The sequence below is a fragment of the Lysobacter sp. Hz25 genome (assembly GCF_046097045.1).
Taxonomy (GTDB): Bacteria; Pseudomonadota; Gammaproteobacteria; order Xanthomonadales; family Xanthomonadaceae; genus Lysobacter; species Lysobacter antibioticus_B.
The window spans coordinates 2,362,470-2,388,332 of the sequence record NZ_CP175666.1; the positions used below are offsets into that span (position 1 = coordinate 2,362,470).

At 67.7% G+C, this 25,863-nt stretch carries 22 protein-coding genes; 12 read left to right on the forward strand and 10 right to left on the reverse strand.

The window, feature by feature from the left end; all coding sequences use genetic code 11:
* Nucleotides 1-708: 708 nt before the first annotated feature.
* The 5 genes from ACKN61_RS10050 to ACKN61_RS10070 all read right to left on the reverse strand — a co-directional run bounded on the left by ACKN61_RS10050 (nucleotide 709) and on the right by ACKN61_RS10070 (nucleotide 5,506).
* Nucleotides 709-2,541, reverse strand: coding sequence for a DUF885 domain-containing protein (locus tag ACKN61_RS10050; RefSeq protein WP_408953342.1), 1,833 nt, complete (start codon nucleotides 2,539-2,541; stop codon nucleotides 709-711).
* 181 nt (nucleotides 2,542-2,722) lie between these two features.
* A complete protein-coding gene (locus tag ACKN61_RS10055) occupies nucleotides 2,723-3,697 on the reverse strand; it encodes a biotin-dependent carboxyltransferase family protein (RefSeq protein WP_408953343.1) in 975 nt (324 codons plus the stop codon).
* Nucleotides 3,694-4,428 carry a 5-oxoprolinase subunit PxpB gene (pxpB, locus tag ACKN61_RS10060; RefSeq protein ID WP_408953344.1) on the reverse strand — a complete coding sequence of 245 codons (735 nt, stop codon included), beginning with the start codon at nucleotides 4,426-4,428 and terminating at the stop codon, nucleotides 3,694-3,696. Before pxpB ends, ACKN61_RS10055 begins: the two co-directional genes overlap by 4 nt.
* Nucleotides 4,425-4,835, reverse strand: a complete 411-nt coding sequence (locus ACKN61_RS10065; protein WP_031372247.1) for an HIT family protein — start codon at nucleotides 4,833-4,835, stop codon at nucleotides 4,425-4,427. The genes pxpB and ACKN61_RS10065 overlap by 4 nt, the downstream gene beginning before the upstream one ends.
* Nucleotides 4,832-5,506, reverse strand: a complete 675-nt coding sequence (locus tag ACKN61_RS10070; RefSeq protein ID WP_408953345.1) for a dienelactone hydrolase family protein — start codon at nucleotides 5,504-5,506, stop codon at nucleotides 4,832-4,834. The genes ACKN61_RS10065 and ACKN61_RS10070 overlap by 4 nt, the downstream gene beginning before the upstream one ends.
* A gap of 135 nt (nucleotides 5,507-5,641) precedes the next feature.
* On the opposite strand from ACKN61_RS10070, the gene rimO reads away from it, so the two are divergent.
* Nucleotides 5,642-7,015 (forward strand): 30S ribosomal protein S12 methylthiotransferase RimO, encoded by a 1,374-nt coding sequence (gene rimO / locus ACKN61_RS10075; protein ID WP_031372245.1) that lies wholly within the window; start codon nucleotides 5,642-5,644, stop codon nucleotides 7,013-7,015.
* A gap of 740 nt (nucleotides 7,016-7,755) precedes the next feature.
* On the opposite strand, the gene ACKN61_RS10080 is transcribed toward rimO, so the two are convergent.
* Both ACKN61_RS10080 and ACKN61_RS10085 read right to left on the reverse strand, forming a co-directional pair.
* Entirely contained in the window at nucleotides 7,756-8,943 is a 1,188-nt protein-coding gene (locus tag ACKN61_RS10080) for an NAD(P)/FAD-dependent oxidoreductase (protein WP_408953346.1), read from the reverse strand.
* A 2-nt stretch (nucleotides 8,944-8,945) separates the two neighbouring features.
* Nucleotides 8,946-9,503: a YaeQ family protein gene (locus tag ACKN61_RS10085; protein ID WP_408953347.1), complete on the reverse strand. Its 558-nt coding sequence runs from the start codon at nucleotides 9,501-9,503 to the stop codon at nucleotides 8,946-8,948.
* A gap of 217 nt (nucleotides 9,504-9,720) precedes the next feature.
* Between ACKN61_RS10085 and ACKN61_RS10090 the strand changes: the two genes are divergently transcribed.
* The 3 genes from ACKN61_RS10090 to ACKN61_RS10100 all read left to right on the forward strand — a co-directional run bounded on the left by ACKN61_RS10090 (nucleotide 9,721) and on the right by ACKN61_RS10100 (nucleotide 12,208).
* Nucleotides 9,721-10,611 (forward strand): pseudouridine synthase, encoded by an 891-nt coding sequence (locus ACKN61_RS10090; protein ID WP_408953790.1) that lies wholly within the window; start codon nucleotides 9,721-9,723, stop codon nucleotides 10,609-10,611.
* Nucleotides 10,612-11,495: 884 nt separating this feature from the next.
* Nucleotides 11,496-11,633, forward strand: a complete 138-nt coding sequence (locus ACKN61_RS10095) for a hypothetical protein (protein WP_408953348.1) — start codon at nucleotides 11,496-11,498, stop codon at nucleotides 11,631-11,633.
* A gap of 380 nt (nucleotides 11,634-12,013) precedes the next feature.
* Nucleotides 12,014-12,208 (forward strand): hypothetical protein, encoded by a 195-nt coding sequence (locus tag ACKN61_RS10100; protein WP_408953349.1) that lies wholly within the window; start codon nucleotides 12,014-12,016, stop codon nucleotides 12,206-12,208.
* 288 nt (nucleotides 12,209-12,496) lie between these two features.
* On the opposite strand, the gene ACKN61_RS10105 is transcribed toward ACKN61_RS10100, so the two are convergent.
* Entirely contained in the window at nucleotides 12,497-13,252 is a 756-nt protein-coding gene (locus ACKN61_RS10105; protein ID WP_057917608.1) for a type 1 glutamine amidotransferase, read from the reverse strand.
* Between the two features lie 280 nt (nucleotides 13,253-13,532).
* On the reverse strand, nucleotides 13,533-15,542 hold the full coding sequence (locus ACKN61_RS10110) for a DEAD/DEAH box helicase (RefSeq protein WP_408953791.1): 2,010 nt from the start codon (nucleotides 15,540-15,542) through the stop codon (nucleotides 13,533-13,535).
* Nucleotides 15,543-15,826: 284 nt separating this feature from the next.
* Here ACKN61_RS10110 and ACKN61_RS10115 point away from each other — a divergent pair, with 284 nt between their 5' ends.
* Complete coding sequence (locus tag ACKN61_RS10115) at nucleotides 15,827-16,681, forward strand: DeoR/GlpR family DNA-binding transcription regulator (RefSeq protein ID WP_408953350.1); 855 nt, start codon at nucleotides 15,827-15,829, stop codon at nucleotides 16,679-16,681.
* A gap of 257 nt (nucleotides 16,682-16,938) precedes the next feature.
* On the forward strand, nucleotides 16,939-18,012 hold the full coding sequence (locus ACKN61_RS10120; protein WP_408953792.1) for an MFS transporter: 1,074 nt from the start codon (nucleotides 16,939-16,941) through the stop codon (nucleotides 18,010-18,012).
* Between the two features lie 9 nt (nucleotides 18,013-18,021).
* On the opposite strand, the gene ACKN61_RS10125 is transcribed toward ACKN61_RS10120, so the two are convergent.
* Nucleotides 18,022-18,489 (reverse strand): YaiI/YqxD family protein, encoded by a 468-nt coding sequence (locus tag ACKN61_RS10125; protein ID WP_031372236.1) that lies wholly within the window; start codon nucleotides 18,487-18,489, stop codon nucleotides 18,022-18,024.
* Nucleotides 18,490-18,629: 140 nt separating this feature from the next.
* Here ACKN61_RS10125 and ACKN61_RS10130 point away from each other — a divergent pair, with 140 nt between their 5' ends.
* The 6 genes from ACKN61_RS10130 (at nucleotide 18,630) to ACKN61_RS10155 (ending at nucleotide 25,834) form a co-directional block, all read left to right on the forward strand.
* A complete protein-coding gene (locus ACKN61_RS10130; RefSeq protein WP_408953351.1) occupies nucleotides 18,630-19,310 on the forward strand; it encodes a glutathione S-transferase in 681 nt (226 codons plus the stop codon).
* A 136-nt stretch (nucleotides 19,311-19,446) separates the two neighbouring features.
* Nucleotides 19,447-21,009, forward strand: a complete 1,563-nt coding sequence (locus tag ACKN61_RS10135; protein ID WP_408953352.1) for a protein adenylyltransferase SelO — start codon at nucleotides 19,447-19,449, stop codon at nucleotides 21,007-21,009.
* Between the two features lie 59 nt (nucleotides 21,010-21,068).
* Nucleotides 21,069-21,953, forward strand: a complete 885-nt coding sequence (locus ACKN61_RS10140) for a GNAT family N-acetyltransferase (RefSeq protein WP_408953353.1) — start codon at nucleotides 21,069-21,071, stop codon at nucleotides 21,951-21,953.
* 499 nt (nucleotides 21,954-22,452) lie between these two features.
* Entirely contained in the window at nucleotides 22,453-24,327 is a 1,875-nt protein-coding gene (locus ACKN61_RS10145) for an ATP-binding cassette domain-containing protein (protein WP_408953354.1), read from the forward strand.
* A gap of 215 nt (nucleotides 24,328-24,542) precedes the next feature.
* Nucleotides 24,543-25,109, forward strand: a complete 567-nt coding sequence (locus ACKN61_RS10150) for an SRPBCC domain-containing protein (RefSeq protein WP_408953355.1) — start codon at nucleotides 24,543-24,545, stop codon at nucleotides 25,107-25,109.
* Nucleotides 25,106-25,834, forward strand: coding sequence for a helix-turn-helix domain-containing protein (locus ACKN61_RS10155; RefSeq protein ID WP_408953356.1), 729 nt, complete (start codon nucleotides 25,106-25,108; stop codon nucleotides 25,832-25,834). Before ACKN61_RS10150 ends, ACKN61_RS10155 begins: the two co-directional genes overlap by 4 nt.
* Nucleotides 25,835-25,863 lie beyond the last annotated feature (29 nt).

Below are 25,863 nucleotides of genomic sequence, written 5' to 3' on the forward strand. Positions count from 1 at the left end.
GGGCGGCGAGGGCGGAGGAGCCGTCAGTGCGAACGAGCTGGACAACTCGCCCCCTTTTTTAAAGGGGGCTGGCGCCTGCGTGAATCGGAGGCTGGTTGGGGTGGCTGCGCCGGGGGATTTGCCCTTGCCTTTGTCGTTGCAGCAAAGCGAAGAGCAAATCCCCCCTTGCCCCCCTTTTTCAAAGGGGGGAATGGTGCGAAAGAGGGTTGGAGTGGGGATCGAAGCGAGCTTCGAGTGGCTTACGCCGCGCTGCAACTTCGCCCCCTTTGCAGAAGGGGGCTGGCGCCTGCGCGAATCGGAGGCTGGATAGGGTGGCTGCGCCGGGGGATTTGCTTTGTTGTTGCAGTGAAGAGCAAATCCCCCCTGGCCCCCCTTTTTCAAAGGGGGGGATGGAGCGAAAGAGGGTTGGAGTGGGGATCGAAGCGAGCTTCGAATGGGTTGCGCCGCGCTGCAACTTCGCCCCCTTTGCGGAAGGGGGCTGGCGCCTGTGCGAATCGGAGGCTGGATAGGGTGGCTGCGCCGGGGGATTTGCTTTGTTGTTGCAGCGAAGAGCAAATCCCCCCTTGCCCCCCTTTTTCAAAGGGGGGATCTAAAACGGATTTCAAAGGGGAATCTGCAGCCGGCTTCGCGTAGGCAAGCCCGTTGCCGCCCGAACAAGAACGGGGCCGCGTGCGGCCCCGTTTTTGTCGTCATCAGTGTTCGACCGACTCAGTGCGCGGCGTCGGCCGCGGTCGGCGCCGCGGAAGACGGTGCCGTTGCGCTGGCCGCTGCCGCAGGCTTGGGCGCCTGCCACAACTTGGTTTCCGGCTTGGTGCCCAGCATCTGTCCGCGCAGCAGCGGGATCGGCGGCCCGCCGTAGCTCAGGAACTGGTCGTGGAACCCTTTCCATGCGTTGCGGCCGCCGCGCGTAGCGGTCCAGTCTTCGCGCAACTGCATGATCATCAGCTTGCCCAAGGTGTAGTTGAGGTAGGCCGGATCGTAGGTGCCGCGCGCGGCCTGCTGGCGGGCGTTGCCCGGGTCCTGGAAGGCCTTGTCCTTGAACATTTGTTCGGACTGGGCGACGGTCATGCCGCCGGTGTGCAGGCCGATCGCCGACAGATAACGCACGTTGCGCAGCAGCGCGTTGGTGAGTTGGCCGATGTGGATTTCCGGGGTCGCGCCGTCGAGGCCGGCGTCGAACATCATTTCCTCGGTGTAGTGCGCCCAGCCTTCGGCATAGGCATAGCCGACGAACAACTGGGCGAACTTCCACTGCGAACGGTTGGCGTGCAGGAACTGCAGGAAATGGCCCGGCCACACTTCGTGCGCCGAGGTGAACAGCAGATCGGCCTTGCCCGGCACGTAGGCGTCCTGTTCGGCCTTCGGCCAGTTCGGATCGGGCGGGGCGATGTAGTAGACCGACGGCAGGTTCTTTTCGTACGGGCCGGGGATCTCGATGTAGGCGAAGTTGTTGCGGTTGAACGGCGGCGCTTCCTCGACCTTGGCCTGCTCGGTGCCCGGGATCGTCACCAGGTCCTTGTCGACCAGGAACTGGCGCAAGCCGACCAGTTGCGCGCGCGCGCCTTCGACCGCGCCGCCGACCGGTTTGTCGTCGTTGACCCGGGTGATGCAGTCGTTGAGCGATTTGCCCTTGGCGTATTGGTCGCAGGCGCTCTTCAATGCGGCGAGATTGCGTTCGAGGTCGGCTTCGCCGGCCGCCTTGAGCTGGTCCAACGGCAGGTCGACGCCTTCGGTGGCCTTGAGCATCTTCGCGAACTTGTCCGCGCCCAGGGCGAAATCCTGGGTGGCCTGGGCTTTCTGCGAGGCCATGTGCTCGGCCAGTTCGCGCATGGCGGCCGAGGCGGCGGCGTTGGATTGCTTGAAGCGCGCCTGCAGGGCGTCGTCCTTGACCTCGGCGAAGATCTTCGGCACGTCGGTGTCGAAGAACTGGGCGAGGCCGCCGAACACCGCGGTGCCGAGCTGGATATAGGTTTCGGGGAACGGGCCCTTGAGGTTGGCGCGGATCTGCGCGACCGCCTTGGGCAGGTTTTCCTGATAGGTCACGAACGCGGCCATGCGCTGCGGCAAGGGCGCATAAGGACGGGTCAGGTACATGCTCGGCGACAGGTCGCCGGCGTAGAAGGCCGGGTTCTTGGCGGAAAAACCCGATTCTTCCAGCCAGAACAACTGGCCGTCGATGACCGCGCGCACGTAATCGCGTTGATAGCGCTGAGCGGCGTCGAGGCGCTCGTCGCCGAACGCGTTGATCGCGTCGCGCTGCTGGTGCAGCCATTGGATGTTGCGTTGCAGGCCTTCGGCCGAGAAATCCGGCAGGCGACCGTCGAACTCGTGCTTGCCGGCGTTCGCGCCCCAGGTCGGGAAGTGTTCGAAGAAACCGCTGAGGAAGCCGTCGACGGCGGCGTTCCATTCGGCGCCGGCCGGCTTGGCCGCGGCGGGCGCGGCATCGGCACCGGCGGGCGGCGCGGCGGTTTCGGATTTGCAGCCGGCGGCGAGCGCGGCGACGACACAGACGGACAGCGACAACAGACGCAGGGAACGCATGCGGAATCTCCAGAAGGCGATGACGGCGAAGCGGTTCGTGTGACGGTCGAGCAGGTGCGGACCGCCTGAGCGGCGGCGTGAGTGCGCCGTCGATCGTCGCGGCAACCGGGCCGGAAGCGATAGTGCCTTTTGCCCTAGCTGGGTGCCGAATTCGGCACAGTGGCGGAGATTCGCGATGCCGCTAGCGCGTGTGCGACAAGCGCGATGCCAGCGCAAGGCGCAGACGCACCATGCGTTCGCGCCGATGCCGCAGCGCAGCAATCGCCGCTGGCGCATCGCAGGCCTCAAAGCGCAGCCGCGCATGCGGCGGCGCCTGCGCCAAACGCGGCAGATCGGCGGCGATCACATGGCCCAGGCGCGCATAACCGCCGACGGTCTGGGCGTCGGCGAGCAGGACGATAGGACGCCCGTCGGCCGGCAATTGGATGGTGCCGGGCGCGACCGGTTCGGACACGCCGCTGCCGCCGACGGCGGGCAAGGGCGCGCCGTCCAGGCGCAGGCCTTGGCGATTGCTGGCGGCGGCGACGCTCCAGGGCTGGCGGGCGAGCGCTGCGGCGCTGTCGGCCAGCGCTGGATTTGCGATGGGCAGATAGCGGATCGGCAGGTGCGGGTCTTCGTCGAAATCGGGGTCGACCCACCAGCGCGCGATGCGCGGCGAGTCGATGCGCAAGCTCGGCGCCGACCCGAGCGGCAGACGGTCGCCGGCCTGCAAGGCGCGGCCCTGGTGACCGCCGAAGCCGCCGCGCAGATCGGTGCTGCGGCTGCCGAGCACCGGCGCCACTTCGAAACCGCCGGCGATCGCCAGCCAGGCGCGCACGCCGTTGCGCACGCCGCCGAGCTTGAGCGTGCCGGCCGGCAGATCGATCGGCCGCGCCATCGGCAACACCGTGCCCTCGAAGCGGGCATCGACCGACGCGCCGAGCAGGGCGATGCGCGACGGCCGCGGCAGGCGCAGGCTCGGGCCGTGCAGGCTCAGTTCGAGCACGGCATCGTCGTCGCGATTGCCGACCAGATGATTGGCCAGCGCGGCCAGGTCCGGGTCGAGCGCGCCGCTGCGGGCGATGCCGAGATGGCGCCAACCGTGCCGGCCCCGGTCCTGCACGCTGGTCAGCGGGCCGGGCGCGATCACTTCGATGAATTCGTTTCGTGTGTTCATGCCGGCGTCTGCGCTTGCAGGCGCGCAAGTTCGGCGAACGCGGCCGCGTCGATGGCGACGAAGCGCACCCGGTCGCCGGGTTGCAGCAGGCTCGGCTGGGCGCGCGCGAGGTCGAACAAGGTCAGCGGCGTGCGACCGAGCAGACGCCAACCGCCGGGACCGGGGCGCGGATAGATGCCGGTCTGGGCGCCGCCGATGGCGACGCTGCCGGCGGCGACTTCGGTGCGCGGCGTCGCCAGGCGCGGCAGAGCGAGCGCGGGGTCGAGCCCGGACAGATACGGAAAGCCCGGGGCGAAGCCGATCATCGCCACCGTGTACTCGCCGCCGCTGTGACGCGCGATCAAATCGTGCGCGGACAGGCCGAGTTCTGCGGCGGCGCTGTCGAGATCCGGGCCGTAATCGCCGCCATAAGCGACCGGGATCTCGACGATGCGTTGCGACGCGGGTAACTCGTCATCGCTCGTGTCGATGACGGCGCATTGCGTCATCAGCCAGGCCTGCACGCTCAAGGCGTCGACCGCGGCCTCGTCGAAGAACAGCGCCAGGCTGGCGTAGGCCGGCACCAGGTCGCGCAGCCACGGCGGCGCTTGCGCGCGCAGCCGCGCGACGAGGCGATGCACGCGCGCGTTGACCGCGTCGTCGATGCCGTCGCCGAGCCGCAGCAGCCAGGCATCGTCGGCAAGCGCCTCGAACACGAGGGCCGATGGCGCCGACGCCGTAGCCGCGCTCACGCCGGCAACGCGTCCTGCAGGCGGCGGATGCGTTGCACCAGGATCTCGGGGGAATACGGCTGCGCGCTGGCCATGCCCCAGACCGGACGCGGCCAGGCGATGTCCTCGCGATAGCGCGCGATCACGTGCACGTGCAACTGCGGTACCAGGTTGCCCAGCGCGGCGACGTTGAGCTTGTGCGGCTTGAACGCGGCCTGCAACGCGCGGCTGGTGCGGGCGATCTCGCGGGTCAGGGCGAGCTGTTGTTGCTCGTCGAGATCGATCAGTTCGACCGCGCCGTCGACGCGCGGCACCAGGATCAGCCAGGGGTGGTTGGCGTCGTCCATCAGGCGCAGTTCGCTGAGTTCGAACTGGGCGACCGGATGGGTGTCGTCGGCGAGTTGCGGGTGCAGGTGCCAGGGGTTCATTTGAGGCTGTCCGCTAGAAAATCGAGCGTGCGTGTCCAGGCCAGCGCGGCGCTGTCGGCGTCGTAGTCGGCGCGCAGGTTGCAGTTGAAGCCGTGGCCGGCTTCGTAGAGGTGGATCGGCGCGGTCGGCAGCGCCTGTCGGTGCTGTTCGATCGCTTCCGGCGGGATGCTGCCGTCGTGGCGGCCGAAGTGGAACATGATCGGTGCGCGGACCGGCGCACGAGGCCGCTCGCTCAGGAACGGCACGGTGCGGGCGCCGTAGTAGCTCACCGCCGGCAGGTCGAGGCGGGTATTGGCGAGAAAGGCGATCGAGCCGCCCCAGCAGAAGCCGACCGCGCCGGTGCGCAGGCCTTCGCCTTGCAGCAGGTGGGCGGCCGCGCCGACGATCTCGGTGGCGCGGTCGAAACCCACGGCATTGCGCAATTCGACCCCGCGCGCCGCCGCCGACTGGTCGTAACCCAGCTCGACGCCGCGCTCGACCGGGTCGAACAGGGCCGGGGCCAGCACCGCGTAACCGGCCTGGGCGAAGCGTTCGGCGACATCGCGGATATGCGCGTTGACCCCGAAAATCTCTTGAATCACCACCAATCCGCCGCGCGGGACCGCGCTGGGGTCGGCGCGCCAGGCGGCGACCGTGCCGGCCGGGGTGTCGAGGTCGATCCAGTGGCCCATGGCCTGCTCCCGAACGAATTCATCCAAACCGCGGCCAGTTTAGCCCCGGAGGCTATAATTCGCGCCCCGGCGGTTCCCGCCCGGGCCCGGCCGCCCCCCGCGGCGTCCGGCTCTCTTGTTCAGGTCTCCTCGTTCATGTCTTCCGCCAGCGTCTCGCCAGCCAATCCCAAAGTCGGTTTCGTCAGTCTCGGTTGCCCCAAGGCGCTGGTCGATTCGGAACGCATCCTCACCCAGTTGCGGGTCGAGGGTTACGACATCGTCCAGACCTACGACGCCGCCGACGTGGTGGTGGTCAACACCTGCGGCTTCATCGACTCGGCGGTGACCGAATCGCTGGACGCGATCGGCGAGGCCATCGCCGAGAACGGCAAGGTCATCGTCACCGGCTGCCTCGGCAAGCGCTCGGAGCTGATCCGCGAAGCGCACCCCGGCGTGCTGTCGATCAGCGGACCGCAGGACTACGGCAGCGTGATGAGCGCGGTGCACGCGGCGCTGCCGCCGAAGCACGACCCGTTCATCGACCTGGTGCCGCGCCGCGACGACGGCATCGGCGTCAAGCTCACCCCCAAGCACTACGCCTATCTGAAGATTTCCGAAGGCTGCAATCATCGTTGCAGCTTCTGCATCATTCCGTCGATGCGCGGCGACCTGGTTTCGCGCCCGGTCGACGAAGTGCTGCGCGAAGCCGAAAAGCTGGCGATGGGCGGGGTCAAGGAACTGCTGGTGATCTCGCAGGACACCTCGGCCTACGGCGTCGATGTGAAGTACGCCGAGCGCGAATGGCGCGGCAAGTCCTACCAGACCCGGATGAAGGCGCTGTGCGAAGGCCTCAGCGAACTCGGCATCTGGACGCGTCTGCACTACGTGTATCCGTATCCGCACGTCGACGACATCATCCCCTTGATGGCCCAGACTCATAACGGGATGCCCAAGCTGCTGCCTTACCTCGACATTCCGTTCCAGCACGCCAGCCCGCGCGTGCTCAAGCTGATGAAGCGCCCCGGCGCGGTCGACAAGACCCTCGAGCGCATCCAGCGCTGGCGTTCGATCGCCCCGGACATCGCGATCCGCAGCACCTTCATCGTCGGTTTCCCCGGCGAGACCGAGCAGGAGTTCGAGGAACTGCTCGACTTCCTCGACGAAGCCCAGCTCGACCGCGTCGGCGCGTTCGCCTATTCGCCGGTCGACGGCGCCAAGGCCAACGATCTGCCCGACCCGGTCGACGAAGACGTCAAGCAAGAGCGCCTGGCGCGTTTCATGGAGCGCCAGGCCGAGATTTCCGCGGCCAAGCTCGAAGCCAAGGTCGGCAGCATCCAGCGTTGCCTGGTCGACGCCATCGACGGCGACCTGGCCATCGCCCGTTCGATGGCCGATGCGCCCGAGATCGACGGCCTGGTGCAGATCCAGAACGGCCTCGAAGCGCAGCTGCGCGTAGGCCAGTTCGTCGACGTCGAGATCATGGGCAGCGACGAGCACGACCTGTTCGGCGAAGCCGTCGAACAGGATTGAGGCGGGCGCCGAGCGGCGGTGTCATCCAATGCCATCAGGGTAGGAGCGACGTCCCACAGGGATTTCCTGCGGTCACAAGCCGCGACCGCGCCAATGGATCTACGGCGCACTGTGGATTCGAGGTCGCGGCTCACGCCGCTCCTACATCCGCGACGCCGCCATCCCGTGTAAGAGCGACGCAAGTCGCGACCCAACCAACAGACTTGCGACGCCGGTGCGGATACGGGTCGCGGCTCACGCCGCTCCTACATCCGCGACGCCGCCATCCCCTGTAGGAGCGACGTAAGTCGCGACCCAACGAACAGGCTTGCGACGCGGCTGCGGATACGGGTCGCGGCTCACGCCGCTCCTACATCCGCGACGCCGCCATCCCGTGTAGGAGCGACGCAAGTCGCGACCCAACCAACAGACTTGCGACGCCGGTGCGGATACGGGTCGCGGCTCACGCCGCTCCTACATCCGCGACGCCGCCATCCCCTGTAGGAGCGACGTAAGTCGCGACCCAACGAACAGGCTTGCGACGCGGCTGCGGATACGGGTCGCGGCTCACGCCGCTCCTACATCCGCGACGCCGCCATCCCGTGTAGGAGCGACGCAAGTCGCGACCCAACCAACAGACTTGCGACGCCGGTGCGGATACGGGTCGCGGCTCACGCCGCTCCTACATCCGCGACGCCGCCATCCCCTGTAGGAGCGGCGCAAGCCGCGACCGCGCCAACAGGCCCACGACGCAACCACAGTCAGACCGCCTGGCCCGCCGCATGCCCCGACGCCCAGGCCCACTGGAAGTTGTAGCCACCGAGCCAGCCGGTGACGTCGATGGCCTCGCCGATGAAATACAGGCCCGGCACGCGCTTGGACTGCATCGTGCTCGACGACAGCTCGTCGGTATCGACGCCTCCCAAGGTCACCTCGGCGGTGCGATAACCCTCGGTGCCGCTGGCCACCAGCGGCCATTCGCTCAAGCTCGCGGCGAGCTGCTTCAACTCCGGCAGGTTGTATTGCTTCATCGGCTTGTTGCCCAGCCAGACCTCGCACAAACGCTGGGCGAAACGCCGCGGCACCACTTCGCCGAGCACGGTCTTCAACTCCGCCGCGGAACGCTCGCGCTGCTGCGTCTGCAGCCAATCGAGCGCATCGTGCCCCGGCAGCAGATCCAGGCGCAGATCGTCGCCGGGCTGCCAATACGACGAGATCTGCAGGATCGACGGGCCGCTGATGCCGCGATGGGTGATCAGCATCTGATTGCTGAAACTCTGGCCGTTGCAACTCGCGGTGACCGGCAGGGCGACGCCGCTGAGGTCCTGCAGGCGTTCCTGATGTTTGCCGCTCAGCGTCAACGGCACCAAGCCGGCGCGGGTCGGCAACACGTTGTGGCCATAGCGCTTGGCCAACTCGTAAGCGAAGCCGGTCGCGCCCATGCTCGGAATCGACAGGCCGCCGCTGGCGACCACCAACGACCGCGCCGCGAAGCCGCCGCGCGCGGTGTGCACGCGGAACCCGCTGTCGCCCTCGTTGTGGACGATGCGTTCGACCGCGCAGCCGATCTCGATGCGCACCCCGGCCGCCAGGCACTCGTCGACCAGCATCTGCACGATCAGCTTCGACGACACGTCGCAGAACAACTGGCCGAGTTCTTTCTCGTGATAGGCGATGCGATGGCGCTCGACCATCGCGATGAAATCCCACGGCGTGTAACGCGCCAGCGCGGACTTGCAGAAATGCGGATTGGCCGAGAGGTAATTGGCCGGGGTGGTGCCGGTGTTGGTGAAATTGCAGCGACCGCCGCCCGACATCAGGATCTTCTTGCCGACCTTGTTGGCGTGCTCGATCACCACCGCACGCAGGCCGCGGCGGCCTGCGGTGAGGGCGCACATCAAGCCGGCGGCGCCGCCACCGACGATCACCACATCGACCGCTTCCGTCATGCTCAGGCGGCTCGCGCGTCCGCGCTCTGGCGCACGCCCGGGGTCAGCACCAGCGCGCCCTTGTCTGTGCTTAGCGACACTTCGCCGTCCTGGATCTGGCAATCGAGACGAAAGCTGCGTTCGACCAGGCCGGCCATCGCTTCCACCGCGGCCGGGTCGAGGTCGAGCACGGTCAGGTTCTTGAGCCGGCGTAGGATGGCGACATTCTTCTCCCACCAGATGTCGGCGGCGCGGCCGCCGTAGTTCACCACCACGACCTGGCGCGCGCGGCCGCAGGCCTTGCGGATGCGCGACTCGTCGGGCTGGCCCACATCGATCCACAAATCGATGTCGCCGGTGTAGTCGCGCAGGACCACGTCGGGTTCGTCCTCGCTGCTCAGGCCCGGGCCGAATTCCAGCCGTTCCTGCGCGTTCAGCGCAAACGCCAGCATCCGCACCATCAGCCGCTGCTGGGTTTCGGAAGGGTGTTGCGCCAGGGTCAGGGCGTGGGCGGCGTAGTAATGCCGGTCCATGTCGCTGATTTGCAACTCGATCTTGACGATGGTGGCATTGGGCGCCATGGGCTGAACTCGCAGGAAAACAGCGCGCATTCTAGGCGCTGGCGGCTTCCGCGTCCGGTTCGGGTGCCCGGGCTGGTTCAGGCTGATCGGGCCGTCGACCGGCTGGCTGCATCTTGGCTGGGTCTTGCTGGATCAGGGCTGGATCTTGTCTGGATGGGGCGCCGGGCCGCCGTTCTGCGGCGTGGGCGAGGGCGGCGAAGTCGGCGATGATGCCGGCATGTCGCCGAACGAATCGAATCTGCCCCTCGACGGCATCGCCCCGAGCCGCTTGCAACTGCCGCCCGGCCCGTGGACGAACTTGCTCGATGGCGTGTGCGCACGTTTTCCGGCGATCGCACGCGAGCGTTGGCTCGACCGCTTCGCGCGCGGCCGCGTACTCGATGCGCAGCGCCAGCCGCTGAGGGCCGACGCCGTCTATCGGGTCGGCATGGAGATTCTGTATTTCCGCGAAGTCGCCGAGGAACCTCGGATTCCGTTCGAAGAGCGCGTGCTGCATCGCGACGCGCACCTGCTGGTGGTCGACAAACCACATTTCCTGCCGGTGACCCCGTCCGGCGGCTTCGTGGCCGAAACCTTGCTGGCAAGACTGATCCGGCGTTACGACGAGCCCGAACTGGTGCCCCTGCATCGGCTCGACCGCGGCACCGCCGGCGTGATCCTGTTCTCGCGCGACCCGGCCTCGCGCGCGGCCTACCAAGGCCTGTTTCGCGAACGCCGCATCCACAAGCGCTACGAAGCCTTGGCGCCGGCCCTGCCGGACCTCGAATTCCCGTTGGTACGGCGTTCGCGCCTGGTCGCCGGCGAACCCTTCTTCCGCATGTGCGAGGCCGAAGGCGAACCCAACAGCGAGACCCGCATCGACATCGTCGACCGCGACGGCCCGGTCTGGCGCTATGCCCTGGAACCGGTGACCGGCCGCAAACACCAACTGCGCGTGCACCTGGCCGCCCTCGGCGCCCCGATCCTCAACGACCCGTTCTACCCCTTGTCGCCGCAGGCGCTGGCCGACGACTACGCGCGGCCGCTGAAACTGCTGGCGCGCTCGTTGCGGTTCGTCGATCCGCTGGAGGGGAGCGAGCGGTGGTTTGAGAGTGGGTTGGAGTTGTGAGTGACATGGCCTTGGACTCATCCTCGCGCCTGAAGGGCGCCGAGTGCCGCTGCTTTGATTTCAACGCTCTATGCGAGCCGGGGTGATGGGCGTCACATGACGTTCTGTTATCGATTTTCCGGATTAGTGGTCTGAATTCGCGCCAGTCGCAGGATTTGAGACGGTAAGTGACTGATCTTTCGGGGAAATAGGGCGTTGACTTCGCTGCGCACCGGGCGTAGCGTGGTACTACCTGAACAACACCACATCTTGGGGTTAAGAGGGGGAGTGGACCGGAGTAGTTGAGGTTTGCGTTATGCACCGGTAATCCACAGCATTCTCTGCAACTCATTGGTTGAGCGGGGTGCTAGCCTCCAGCCACGCAATAAAAAAGCCCCGCCATTGTGGGCGGGGCTTAGGTAGTACCGATCTTTCACAACTGAAGAACTGACCGACGAAGGAAGTACGCGTCAACGTACAGACTTCATCGGAGGACCGGGATAGGCGGAGGCCCAAGAGGCGATCCGCACTACACCAGGGCTGGAGTCGTGTCAATCGTCCTGTCACCGGACAGTTGCATCGTATAAGACAAATTAGCTTCGGGCTAGGCCCGTTAGTACCACTTGTCTGAAACGGCGTGCTCCACCTCTTCCGGCCCGTTGCGCCTCTTAATTTGAGGCCGACAACGAATGGCTATCAACGAAAAGACGGTGTTCGTCCACGCATACACCCGCGTCCGCAAGGGCCGGTTGGAATACGTGTGCAAGCACTTCCGCTCGCCGCCCAGCGCCTAACCTGGGTGGTACTTCATATCGGAATCGGAGTGGGGCGTCGGTGAACCGACGCCCTGAGCGGCGAGGTAGCTATGTCGGCCATTCCCTCAACGGCTAACGAGGAGCATTGCCATGAGCAAGAAACAAAGTCCGCCGCCTGACTTCCGAAGCGCCAAGACTGGGCGCTTCGTGACCGAGGACTTCGCTAAACGTCATCCGGCCACGACAGTCAGGGAGCAAAACCTGCCTCGCAAGAAGGGTGGGAAGTGACCCGGTAGAACGAAGAGCCCGCCGAAAGGCGGGCTCTTTTTTTGTGCCGCGAATCGTCATTTTATCTTTATCTGGAAGATTTCTTTGGCACCTTCTTCGCAGGAGCAGGCTTTGGCGCGGCCTCGGGGATATCGAAGATGAAGATCGTCAACGCCAATTCTCGATTTGTATCGGTTGGATGCTGCATCAAGAATCTAAAGCCGGATTCGTGCTTCCCGTTAATTGTCTGTTTGTAGTTGGAGTGTGCTTCGGCAGCATTCTCTATTGCCGTCAGGACCGAAGCTGGGTCCAATCTCGAAAATTCAACGCTCACTCCGCAGAATCTCATTCTGCGAGACGGCGCGGCGCAATATTGGATTCCTTAATAGCTGGAGCCAATCATGCCCAGATATCGCACCATCGCTTGCGACCACTGCGGCCACATGCTGCTTAAGCGTGACACCGAGTGCGAAGTCTGCGGCCGCATGACACGCCGCGAGCGGAACCTATGGATCGCTAAGGCGGTACAAATTGGCGTCATGCTTATTGCCTTCGCTTTCATCTATTTCAATATCAAGGGACTGGCCCAGCAGTGAGGAAGCATCTGGCCGCATCCACGAGTTGGAAAGATTCTCACGCAAGGATTGGTGAAACCGTCCGGGATCACTCCCCTCTCGCCGTGGAATTGGGGGGGCGGCTCGGGGGCATCCGGGAGGTTGCAGCATCCTTGAGTAGCCCTAACCGGGCGCGGAGTCGGACGCAAAAACTACGCAGATACTGAATGACATCTTGGTCGTTATTGACCTGGCGACGGAGTGGACGCGGTCGCGGCTCGCGCCGCTCCTACCCTTGGAGCGTGTCTGCGCGTTCTGAAAGGTGCGGGGTCAAACCCATTCGCGCGAGGGCAGGGTATAGCGCCGCTGGGGTTGGCCGATCAGGTCCAGGAAGTTGTTGAACACCGCGTCGGCGCGGGTCTGCATGGCGTGGATATGTTCGAGCGTATGCGCGCGGATCGCCGCTTCGCTGGTGTCGTGGCCGAGTTCGGCCAGTTCTTCGCGATAGACCGGGTTGGCCAGCCAGCGTTCGATCAGCGGCACGTCCATTTCGAGATGAAACTGGAACCCGTAGGCGTTGTCGCCCCAGCGGAAGGCCTGTTGCTCGCAGGTGTCGGTGCGGGCGAGGTGGTGCGCGCCCTGCGGCACTTCGAAGCTGTAGCGGTGCCACTGGAACACCGGCGCGGTGCCGGCCAGCGGCGCGAGTACGGGGTCGCCGTGGCCGGCCTCGGTGGTCTGCAGGGGATACCAGCCGATTTCGGGGCGGTGGTGTTTACGCACCGGCGCGCCGAGCACGTGGGCGAGCAGTTGCGCTCCCAGGCAGATGCCGAGCACGGGCTTGCCCTGTTCGAGCATGCGTTCGATCGCGAGCAGTTCGGTGCGTAGATGCGGGCGTTGCGCCTGGTCTTCGACGTTCATTGGCCCGCCGAGCACGATCAGGCCGCGGTAGCGATCGACGTTCGGCTGCGCCTGCGGGTCGCGGTCGAAGTTGGTGAAACGGATGCGATGGCCGCGACGCCGGATCAGGGGATCGAGCGTGCCCAGCGGTTCGGCGGCGACGTGTTGGAAGACCAGGATGCGGGGCATGTGCGGCGGCGTAGCGACTACGCTGCGACTATGCCAAAGATCGGCGCCGATACGCGATGGTTGGCTTATGAGTTTTGGTGCGGGTGCTGTGCTCGGTTGCCGCTGCCGCGAACGGCTCCCTCTCCGCTGGCGGCAGAGGGTTGGGGTGAGGGCCCTGGGTTAGCTCTCGGCCTGTCGGCCCGTGCGCCCTCATCCGGCCTTCGGCCACCTTCTCCCGTAAACGGGAGAAGGGATCAGCAGCCAGGTTCTTCCGTAGTCGGGAGAACGGGGTCAGCTCGACTCAGCGCGGCGGGCGCGGCTTGAACGGTTTGCGCGGGCCGCCGTGCGACTTCGGGCCGCCGGGGCCGCCAGGACCGCGCGGGCCACCGGGGCCTCCGGGACCACGCGGGCCGCCCGGGCCCGGACGACGGCTGCGGCCGCCTTCGGTGTCGCCGGGGCTGGCGTGCTGGATGCGCAGCGGGTGACCGGCCACGCGCACCTTCTTCAGGTGCTCCATCAGTTCGCGCGGCATGCCTTCGGGCAGGTCGATCAGGGTGTAGTCGTCGCGGATGTCGATGCGGCCGATGTAGCGGCTTTCCAGGTCGGCTTCGTTGGCGATCGCGCCGACGATGTTGCCGGGCTGGACGCCATGGGCATGGCCGACTTCGATGCGGAAGGTTTCCATGCCGACTTCGGGCGCGCCGCGCGGGCTGCGCTCGGCGCGCGGTGCCGGCGATTCGTCGTCGAACAGCGATTCGGCCTTGTTGGACGGACGCGCCGACGGCGGGGTGTACTGACGGTCTTCGCGACGCGGCGCCGGAGCGCGCTCGCCTTCGCGCGGCGCACGCGCGTCGGTCTGGCGGTATTCCTTGCGGTGCGCGCCGGAGTTCGAGGCGTTGTCGCGCTCGACGAACTTGCGCGTCGCCGCGCCGCGGTGTTCGCGCGGGCCGTCGCGTTCTTCGCGCTCGTAACGCGCCGCCGGAGGCGGGGTCAGCAGCAGCGGGCTGTCGCCCTGGACCACCTTGGCCAGCGCCGCGGCGATCTCGACCGCCGGCACGTTCTTCTCGCGCTCGTAGCGTTCGACCATTTCGCGGAACAGGCCGAGATCGGCGCTTTCCAGGGCTTCGGTGATGCGGCCGAGGAAGCGCGCGACGCGCTGTTCGTTGACGGTCTCGACGCTCGGCAGCTCCATCGGCTCGATCGGCTGGCGCGTGGCGCGCTCGATCGCGCGCAGCATGCCGCGCTCGCGCGGGGTCACGAACAGGATCGCCTCGCCCTTGCGTCCGGCGCGGCCGGTGCGGCCGATGCGGTGGACGTAGCTTTCGGTGTCGTAGGGGATGTCGTAATTCAGCACGTGGCTGATGCGGTCCACGTCGAGGCCGCGCGCGGCGACGTCGGTGGCGACCAGCACGTCGATCTTGCCGTCCTTGAGGTTCTGGATGGTCTTCTCGCGCTGCGCCTGCTGCACGTCGCCGTTGATCGCAGCGGCCGACAGGCCGCGTGCGCACAACTTCTCGGCCAGCTCTTCGGTGCCGAGCTTGGTGCGCGAGAACACGATCATCGCGTCGTAGGGTTCGGCCTCGAGGATGCGGGTCAGCGCGTCGAGCTTGTGCACGCCGCTGACCGACCAATAGCGCTGGCGGATGTTGGCGGCGGTGGTCGTGGTCGACTTGATCGCGATCTCGACCGGCTCTTTCAGATAGGTCTGGGCGATGCGCTTGATCTGGCTCGGCATGGTCGCCGAGAACAGTGCGACCTGGCGCGATTCCGGGGTCTTCTTGAGGACGTTCTCGACGTCGTCGATGAAGCCCATGCGCAGCATTTCGTCGGCTTCGTCGAGCACCAGGCAACGCAGCTCGGACAGGTCCAGGGTGCCGCGGTCGAGGTGGTCGATGACGCGGCCGGGCGTACCGACCACGACGTGCACGCCGCGCTTGAGCGCCTGCAGCTGCGGGTAGTAGCTCTGGCCGCCGTAGATCGGCAGCACGTGGAAGCCGGGCAGGTGCACGGCGTATTTCTGGAAGGCCTCGGCGACCTGGATCGCCAGCTCGCGGGTCGGCGCCAGCACCAGGGCCTGCGGCTTGAACTGCTTGGGATCGATCTGGGCCAGGATCGGCAGCGCGAACGCCGCGGTCTTGCCGGTGCCGGTCTGGGCCTGGCCGAGCACGTCGCGGCCTTCGAGCAGCGGCGGGATGGTGGCGGCCTGGATCGGCGAGGGCGACTCGTAGCCGACGTCCTTGAGCGCGCGCAGCAGCGGCTCGGACAGGGCGAGGTCGGTGAATTTCGGGGTATCGGGGGAGGTATTGGTCAGGTCGGCGCTCATAACGAGGCTCAGCAGCGCCGGCGATGCCGGTCGGAAGACCCACCAGTTTACTCCTATGAGTGTGGAGCTACGGCTCGGTCGCAGGATCGGCGGGCATCCTGGGTACAGGTGCGGGCGGCCGGCGAGGGCGGTCGGGCGGGTTTCGACGATCTTCCGGCTCGCTCTGGGGCCGGCTGTGCCGGATCGGTCCTTTGCGGGCGGCGCGTCGTTCCGGCTTGCTTCGTATGCACGTTTGTGCACAATTGATCTCAATCATTAACGATTGAGTCGATATGTCCGCCGAGGAATTGCTGCCGCAACAGCGTCATCGCCTGATCCTGGAGCGCTTGCTGGCCGAGGGTCGGGTGATCGCGGTCGATCTGGCCCGCGAACTCGAGGTCTCCCACGACACCATCCGCCGCGACCTGCGCGAGATGGCCGCGGCCGGGCAATGCCGGCGGGTCTATGGCGGGGCCTTGCCGATGGCGCCCGATCACGGTTCGCTGGCGCAGCGCCGGACCCAGGCGCCGACCCGCAAGGCGGCGCTCGCGCGCGCCGCGCTGGCCTTGGTCGAACGCGGGCAGTTGCTGTTCCTCGATGCCGGCTCGACCAACATCGCCATCGCCGAGGTCTTGCCGCGCGATTTCGACCTGACCGTGGCGACCAATGCGCCGGCGATCGCGGCCCTGCTCGCGCAACGCGACGACATCGAGCTGATCGTGATCGGCGGCCGCGTCGATCCGCACGTCGGCGCCAGTCTCGGCAGCGGCGCGATCCGCGACGCCGCAGCGATCGTCAGCGATCTGTACTTCGTCGGCGTCTGCGGCGCCGATGCACAGGCCGGCATCAGCGCGATCGACTACGAGGATGCGCAGTTCAAGCGCGCAGTCGCCGCCGCGAGCCGCGCGGTGGTGGCGGTGGCCACCGACGACAAGCTCGGCACCGCCGCGCCGTATACGGTGTGGCCGGCCGAGGGCGTGCAGGCCTTGGTGATCGAGCACGGCGGCGATGCCGCCGAAGCCGAAGCCTTCGCTCGACTCGGCGCGCGCGTGCTGCGCGCCGAACCACCGACCGATGCCGCGCGCGTGCTGCGCGCCGACCCACCGACTGATGGCGCGCGCGTGCCGCGCGCCGAACCTGCCGATTAGAGCGGCGCATGACCAGCAGCCTGGGCGCCGATGCCTTCCGCATCGTCCTGTCGCGGCGACACGCCGCCATCGAACCGAGAACGATCATGACCGAATTCGATCCTGCCGCCGTTGCGGCGGACAACGAGGCAAGCGCCGCGGGCGAGCGCGAAAACGCCGGTGCCACTGCAGCGACGGATGCCGCGCGTGCCGACGCGCCGATCGGCGCGAGCGAGCGCCTGTCGACCCGCATCGCCTTCTTCATCGCCGGCCTGGCGATGGCGGCCTGGGCGCCGTTGGTGCCGTACGCCAAAGCGCGCACCGGCATCGACGAGGGCATGCTCGGGCTGCTGTTGCTCGCGCTAGGCGCCGGTTCGCTGGTGACCATGCCGTTGACCGGCGCCATCGCCGCGCGTTACGGCTGCCGCCGGGTGATCCTGCTCGCCAGCGCCGTGGTCTGCGCGGCCTTGCCCTTGCTCACCCATTTCTCCAGCGTGCCGGCGATGGCCTTGACCCTGTTCGTGTTCGGCGCCGCCATCGGCACCATCGACGTCGCCATCAACATCCAGGCGGTGATCGTCGAGAAGGCCAGCGGGCGTGCGCTGATGTCGGGTTTCCACGGCTTTTTCAGCGTCGGCGGCATCGCCGGCGCGGGTCTGGTCAGCGTGCTGCTGTGGCTGCAGGCGGCGCCTGCGATCGCGGCGATGAGCGTCGCGGTGATCTTGGCTCTGTTGATGTTGGCCGGCAGTCGCGGCCTGTTGCGCTATGGCGACGACAGCCACGGCGGCGGCTCGATGTTCGCGCTGCCGCACGGCGTGGTGATTCTGATCGGCGCCTTGTGTTTCATCGTGTTCCTGGCCGAGGGCGCGATGCTCGACTGGAGCGCCTTGCTGCTGGTGTCGCAGCGCGGCGTCGCGGCCAGCGTGGCCGGCATCGGTTACGCCGTGTTCGCCTTGGCCATGACCATCGGACGCTTCAGCGGCGACCGCATCGTCCACCGTTTCGGCCCGCGTCCGGTGTTGGCGGCCGGCGGTGCCTGCGCCGCTGCGGGTTTCGCCTTGGCGGCGCTGGCGCCGGGCGCCTTGCCGACCTTGCTGGGTTTCGCCCTGGTCGGTTTCGGCGCCTCCAACATCGTGCCGATCCTGTTCAGCGCCGCAGGCCGGCAGACGGCGATGCCGGCCGGTCCGGCGATCTCGGCGGTCAGCACGTTGGGCTATGCCGGCATCCTGGTCGGGCCGGCCGCGATCGGCTGGGTCGCCAAGTTCAGTAGCTTGCCGGTGGCATTCGTGCTGCTGGGTGCGGCGTTGGTCGCGGTGGCCGCGAGCGCGCGCATCGCTGCGGCGCGCGATTGAATCGACGGTTCAGCGCGGCCGTTGCGCCAGCCAGCGGTCGAGTTGCGCGGCGAAGGCCTGGCGGTCGCGCGCATGAAACACCGCCGGGCCGCCGGTCTGCACGCCGGCGCCACGCAACTCGTCCATGAAATTGCGCATCGACAGGCGTTCGGCGATGTTGTCCGCGGTGTACAGCTCGCCGCGCGGATTCAGCGCGACCGCATGCTTTTCCAAGGCCAGCGCCGCCAGGGGGATGTCCTGGGTGACCACCAGGTCGCCGGCGACCACGCGCTCGACGATCTGCGCATCGGCGACGTCGAAGCCGCCGGGCACCTGGATCGCGCGGATATAGGGCGACGGCGGCGTGCGCAGCCACTGATTGGCGACCAGGGTCACCTGCACCCGGGCGCGATCGGCGGCGCGGAACAGGATCTCCTTGATCACGCCGGGGCAGGCATCGGCATCGACCCAGATCTGCGGCGCGGGGGTGTCGGTCATGAGGCAGGCGAGGTCGGCTTCGGCAACGATCCGGCATTGTCGCGCCAAGCCATGCGCCGCGTCGCCTGTCGTCGCCCGCGGCCCGTTACCATGTTCGTCTCCGCCGCGGTCCTGGCGGCCATCTCAGTGGGGCGCCGCGCATGATCAAGGTCCATCACCTCAATAACTCGCGTTCGCAGCGCGTGCTGTGGTTGCTCGAAGAGCTGGAACTGCCGTATCAGATCGTGCATTACCAGCGCGACGCCAAGACCATGCTGGCGCCGCCGGAACTGCGCGCGGTCCATCCGCTCGGCAAGTCGCCGGTGGTCGAGCTCGACGGCCGGGTGCTGGCCGAATCGGCCGCGATCATCGAGACCCTGAGCGAGCGCTTCGACAGCAGCCATCGCTTGTCGCCGCCGCTGCAGCCGCTGGACGGCGAGGAACGCCTGCGTTATCGCTACTGGCTGCATTACGCCGAAGGTTCGGCGATGCCGCCCTTGCTGTTGAACCTGGTGTTCTCCAAATTGCGGCGCGCGCCGATGCCGTTTTTCGCCAAGCCCATCGCCCGCGGCATCGCCGACAAGGCGGTGTCAGCCTTCGTCGGTCCGCAACTGGCTCTGCATCTGGACTACATCGAAAGCGAATTGGGCAAGCACGAGTGGTTCGCGGGCGATCGCTTCACCGCCGCCGACATCCAGATGAGTTTCCCGGTCGAGGCGGCGGTCGCGCGCGCCAAGGATCGCGAACGGCCGCGCATGCAGGCCTTCGTCGAACGCATCCAGGCGCGGCCGGCCTACCAGCGCGCCCTGGAGAAGGGCGGGCCGTACTCGTTGCTGAGCTGACTGCCGAGCCGCGCCCGCGGCGGCTTGGTTTCGGCCCGGTCCGGGCCCACTGATTGGGAACGCGCCGCGACGCCGGCGCTGCCTTTCTTTCGAGCATTGCCCTTTCGAACATCGTCCTTTCGAGCCGTAGCCCCGCATGCATTCGCCGCACTTCGACAACGCCTTCGTCCGCGAACTTCCCGGCGACCCCGACACCGCACCGGGCATACGCCAGGTGCATGGCGCGCTGTATTCGCGGGTCGACCCGACCCCGGTGGCGGCGCCGCGGTTGTTGGCCTGGTCGGCGGAGATGGCCGAACGCCTGGGTTTCAGCGAGGACGAGGTCGCCAGCCAGGCCTTCGCCGAGGTGTTCGGCGGCAATGCCTTGCTCGACGGCATGCAGCCGTATGCGGCCAATTACGGTGGCCATCAGTTCGGCCATTGGGCCGGGCAGCTCGGCGACGGCCGCGCGATTTCGCTCGGCGAAGTCGTCAACGCCGCCGGCGAGCGCTGGGAACTGCAGCTCAAGGGCGCCGGCCCGACGCCGTACTCGCGCACCGCCGACGGCCGCGCGGTGCTGCGTTCGTCGGTGCGCGAATTCCTGTGCAGCGAGGCCATGCACCACCTCGGCGTGCCGACCACGCGCGCGCTGAGCCTGGTCGGCACCGGCGAGGACGTGGTGCGCGACATGTTCTACGACGGCCACCCGCAGGCCGAGCCCGGCGCGGTCGTGTGCCGGGTCGCGCCATCGTTCATTCGCTTCGGCAATTTCGAGCTGCCGGCCTCGCGCGGCGAGACCGAACTGCTGCGGCAGTTGGTCGACTTCTGCATCGCCCGCGATTTCCCGCACCTGGGCGGCGAGGGCGAAGCCCTGTACGGCGCCTGGTTCGGCGAAGTCTGCGAACGTACGGCGGTGACGATGGCGCACTGGATGCGGGTCGGCTTCGTCCATGGCGTGATGAACACCGACAATCTTTCGATCCTCGGCCTGACCATCGACTACGGCCCCTATGGCTGGATCGACGATTACGACCCGGATTGGACCCCCAACACCACCGACGCCGGCCAGCGCCGCTACCGCTACGGCCAGCAGCCGCAGGTGGCGTACTGGAACCTCAGTCGCCTGGCCGGGGCGCTGTCGCTGTTGCTGCCGGTCGAGGCCTTGCAGGACGGCCTGCGCCGTTATGTCGACGCTTACAACCTCGCTGAACGCGACAGCATCGCGCGCAAGCTCGGCCTGCGCGAATGCGGCGACGGCGATGTCGAACTGATGCAGCAACTGCGCGAGTGGCTGCATCGCCATCAGGTCGACATGACGATCTTCTTCCGCGCCCTGGCTTCGGTCGATATCGCGCAGACGCAGCCGGAGCCGCAGGCGTTCGCCGAGGCTTATTACGACGCCGAACTGGGCGCGACAGGCCAGGCGGCCTTGCGTGCCTGGCTGGCGGCTTACGCCGAACGCGCGCGCGCCGACGCCTGGCCCCCAGCCGAACGCATCGCCGTCATGTACGCCGCCAACCCGCGTTACGTGCTGCGCAATTATCTGGCCCAGCAGGCCATCGACCGCGCCGGGCAGGGCGACCTGCAAGGCATCGCCGAACTGCTGGAGGTGCTGCGCCGGCCGTACGAGGACCAGCCCGGCCGCGACGCCTATGCCGCGCGCCGCCCGGAATGGGCCCGCGACCGCGCCGGTTGCTCGATGCTGTCGTGCAGCTCATGAGTGCCTAGTTCCTGGGCACGCATCGCGAACCCATAGGGTTTGCCGCAGAATCCGCTGCCATGAACCCGATTCTCGAACTCCGCGTCGTCGACCGCGACGCCGCCGCATGGCATGGCGCGTATTGCGATTACGTCGCGCAGGTCTTCTGCCAGGCCGATTTCCGCCGGTGGTGCGAATGGCGGCAGTGGGGCGAGGACTACCGCGCGTTCTGCATCGTCGGCGACGACGGCCGCGTGTTCGCCAACGCCTCGGTGTCGCGCATGTGCTTGCTGGTCGAGGGGCGCGAGCTCGTGGGTTATCAGCTCGGCGCCGTCGGCTGCCTGCCGCAGGTGCGCGGGCAGGGGCTGGCGCGCAGGGCGATGCAGGCCGCGTTGGCGTATTGCGGGCAGGCGCCGGTGTTCTTGTTCGCCAACGACAGCGTGCTCGACTTCTACCCGCGCTTCGGCTTCGCGCCGGCGCCGCAAACACTGTTCGAAGCCGAGCTGCAGGCCGAGCCGGCGGGCGAGGGCCGCATCGTTCGCGCCGCCGCCCTCGACCTTGCCGACGGCGAAATCCGCGAAGCCTTCCTGCGTTCGGCGGCCACGGCGTCGCCGGTCAGCGCACGCTTCGCCGCGCGCGATTACGGCCGCATCGCGACCTGGTACGCCGCCAACGGCTACGCCAGCCCTGTGCACCGGCTCGACGACGACACCTGGGTGTTCGCCGAGGTCGAGGACGGCGTACTGACGATCGAAGACGTGTTCGCGACCCGGCCGCTGGATTTGTCGGCGGCGCTGCCGCATTTGATCGCGCAGCCGGTCCACACGCTGCGTTTCGGCTTCACCCCGGAACGGCTGTGGCCGCGGGCCCGTGCGGTCGCGGCGGAGGCCGACGCCGATCTGTTCGTGCGGAATCTGGTCTTGCCGGCGGGGCCGCACCGGTTTCCCTTACTCGCGCGCACCTAAGCGCGGCGGCGGCAGGCTGGCGACGGCGGACTGGCGAGGGCGGGCCGGTGTCGCCGACGGCGCTGGCCGCCGTCGCTCCCGGGCCGCCCGGCTGCGCCGCGCCGACGACTCGCATCGCGCGGCGGCCGTGGCCCGATGACGGCCGGCGCCGCGGCGCCGCCGCAGCCGCCGGGCCGGTCGTTCAGACCGGGGCGAAGCCCTTGGTGGTCTTCTTTTCGTTCTTTTCGGCGCGCTTTTCCTTCATGGTCTTGGCCGGTTTCTTCTTGGTTTCCTTCTTGCGGTCCATTCCCTTGCTCATGATCTCTTCCTCGTTCGATGGCGGCGCGTCGCAGCGGATGGCGGGCGCCCGTGGCCAAGTATGCGCCGCCCGGCGGGTCGGCGCCTGCGTCCGCCAGCCTCCGTTCGCGCGGCCTTGCGGCTGAACCCCGGGGCCGTCGGCCAGCCCCGGCCGCCCGACCCGACCTGCCGATTGGCGCGCCGCGCCCGGTAGAATGGTCGGATGCCCCTGATTACCGTACAGAACGCCGACTACAGCGTCGGCGGCCCGCTCCTGCTCGAAAACGTCGAACTGTCCATCGAACCGGGCGAACGCATCGCCCTGATCGGTCGCAACGGCGCGGGCAAGTCCACTCTCATGAAACTGCTGGCCGGCGAACTGCAGGCCGACGACGGCGAAATCCGCCGCGAATCCGGCGTGCGCATCGCCCGGCTCGAACAGGAAGTGCCGCCCGGCGCCAGCGGCACGGTGTTCGACGTGGTCGCCGACGGCCTCGGCGAGCTCGGCCACTGGCTGGCCGAATACCATCACCTCAGCCACGCCGAACCCTTCGATGGCGACGCCCTGGCCGACGTGCAGACCAAGATCGAGGCCGCCAACGGCTGGGGCCTGGATCAGCGCGTCACCGAAACCCTCGACCGCCTCGGTCTGGACGGCGAAGCCGCGTTCTCGGGCCTGTCCGGCGGCATGAAGCGGCGCGTGCTGCTGGCGCGCGCGCTGGTTTCGGCCCCCGACCTGTTGCTGCTCGACGAACCGACCAACCACCTCGACATCGAAGCCATCGACTGGCTCGAACAATTCCTCAAGTCCTGGCAGGGCGCGCTGCTGTTCGTCACCCACGACCGCCGCTTCCTGCGTTCGCTCGCCACCCGCATCGTCGAGATCGACCGCGGCCAGGTCACCAGCTGGCCCGGCGACTGGGACAACTACGTGCGCCGCCGCGAAGAGCGCCTGAACGCCGAGGCCCAGGAAAACGCCCGCTTCGACAAGCTGCTGGCGCAGGAAGAAGTGTGGATCCGCCAGGGCATCAAGGCCCGCCGCACCCGCGACGAAGGCCGCGTGCGCCGGCTCAAGGCGATGCGCAACGAACGCCAGGCGCGCCGCGACACCGTCGGCAACGTGCGCATGGACTTCGCCCAGGCCGAGTCCTCGGGGCGCAAGGTCATCGAGGCCAAGGACGTCAGCTTCGACTACGGCGGCAAGCCCTTGCTGAGCAATCTGTCGACGACGATCTTCCGCGGCGACCGCATCGGCCTGATCGGCCCCAACGGCAGCGGCAAGACCACCCTGCTCAAGACCTTGCTCGGCGACCTCAAGCCGAGCGCCGGCGAAGTGCGCGAAGGCAGCAAGCTGCAGGTCGCGTATTTCGACCAGTACCGCGCGACCCTGCGCGAGGACTGGAACGCGATCGAGAACGTCGCCGAGGGCCGCGAGTACGTCGAAGTCGGCGGCAAGCAGAAGCACATCATCGGCTACCTGCAGGACTTCCTGTTCACCCCCGAGCGCGCGCGCGCGCCGATCACCCGATTGTCCGGCGGCGAGCGCAATCGCCTGCTGCTGGCCAAGCTGTTCGCGCAACCGTCCAACCTGCTGGTGATGGACGAACCGACCAACGACCTCGACGTCGAGACCCTGGAGCTGTTGGAAGAACTGCTCGGCGACTACACCGGCACCTTGCTGCTGGTCAGTCATGACCGCGACTTCCTCGATAACGTGGTGACCTCGACCCTGGTCATGGAAGGCGAAGGCCGGGTGGGCGAATACGTCGGCGGCTACAGCGACTGGGTGCGCCAGCGCGCCAACGCCGTGGCCAAGAGCGTCGCCAACAAGACCGCGGCCCCGAAGCCGGACGCCGAAGCGGCCGCACCGGTCGTCGCCAAGCGCAAGCTCAGCTACAAGGACGCGCGCGAACTCGAGCAACTGCCGGCGAAGATCGAGGCCTTGGAAACGCGTTTGGCCGAACTCACCGCGCAGATGAACCAGCCGTCCTTCTACCAACGCGATGCCGCCGCGATCAACGCCCACAACGCGACCCTCGCCGAGGCCCAGGCCACGCTCGATGCGGCTTACGCGCGCTGGGCCGAACTGGACGGCTGAGGGGCGCCTGGCGTCGCCGTCGGACCCCAACTTCCGTCGCTTGCGCGGAGCGTAGGCGGCGGTTCCTAATCCCCTCGAACGCCGGCGCGGCCGGCGAGGGGAGAGCGGCGATGCGCAGGGTCGGATCGGATCAGAGCGGATCGGATCAGAGCGGATTGGATCGGAGCGGATCGGATCGAGTCGGACTGGACCGAATCGGACTGGCCCGAATCGGAATGAGCCGGCTCGGATGGGTCGGGGCGCTGGGGTTGGCCTTGCTTGGCACCGGCCACGCCGCGGCCGCGGTCAAGGACGCGGCGCCGAACGGGTTCACCATCGAGAACGAGCAGGTCGTCCCGGTCGACCAGGCCACCGCATGGAAGGCCCTGGTCGAAGACGTCGATCGCTGGTGGCCCAAGGACCACACCTGGTGGGGCGCCGAATCGACCCTGTCGATCGACGCCCGCGCCGGCGGCTGCTTCTGCGAGATCGGCCGCAACGGCCAACAACAAGCCCAGCACATGACGGTCAGCTTCGTCGACCCCGGCAAGACCCTGCGCCTGCTCGGCGGCCTGGGGCCGCTGCAGGGCATGGGTCTGGGCGGGGCGATGGAATTCCGCCTGAGCCCGGCCAAGGACGGCGGCACCCGCATCGCCCTGCATTACCGCGCCGGCGGTTACACGCCCGACGACCTGAGCAAATTCGCCGCCTTGGTCGACAAGGTGCAGGGGCTGCAACTCGGCGGTCTGGCCGATTACCTGCGCCGCGCGCGCGACCCGGCCAAGGCAGGTTCGGGCAAGTGAGTTCCGGGCTCGCCTATCGCACCCGCCACGATCGCGGCGCGATCCTGGCGACGCACCGCCACCACACGCCGTACGCGGCGCTGGTGCTGGACGGCGACTACACCGAATCCAGTCTCGACGGCCCCTTGCCGTGCCGCCCGGGCACCTTGGTGTTGCATCCGCCGTATCACGCCCACGGCGATCGTTTCGGCCGTCTCGGCGCGAGCGCGATCAATATCGAATTGCCGAACGATCGCTTCGTCTTCGCCGCCAGCGCCTGGCAGGTGCACGACCTGCGCGAAGCCCAGGAAGTGTTCGCGCGTTGTCCGCAGCGCCTGTCGGAACTGCTGGCCTGCGCAACGCCGCAGACGGCCGTGGTCGTGCCCGATTGGCAAGGCGAACTGCTGCGCACGATGGCCGAATGCGACGACGAGATCGGCACCCTCGCGCGTCGCCTGGGCGTTTCCGCCGAGCACGCCAGCCGCGCCTTGACCCGCACCTACGGTATGTCGCCGCAGGCGCTGCGGCGCGAAGCGCGCTGGCGCCATGCGTTGCAACTGCTGGCCGGCAATGCATCGCTGGCCGAAGTCGCCGCCGCCGCCGGCTTCAGCGACCAGAGCCATCTGCACCGCATCGTCGTCGCCCATGCCGGCTGCACGCCGGCGCGGCTGCGCGAACAGATCCGCGGCCGGCTCCGGCAACAGATCAATTGCGTACAAGACCGGCCCCTGGCCATCGCGGCTTAATGTCTCCAACGCGCCGCCGGCGCACCAGG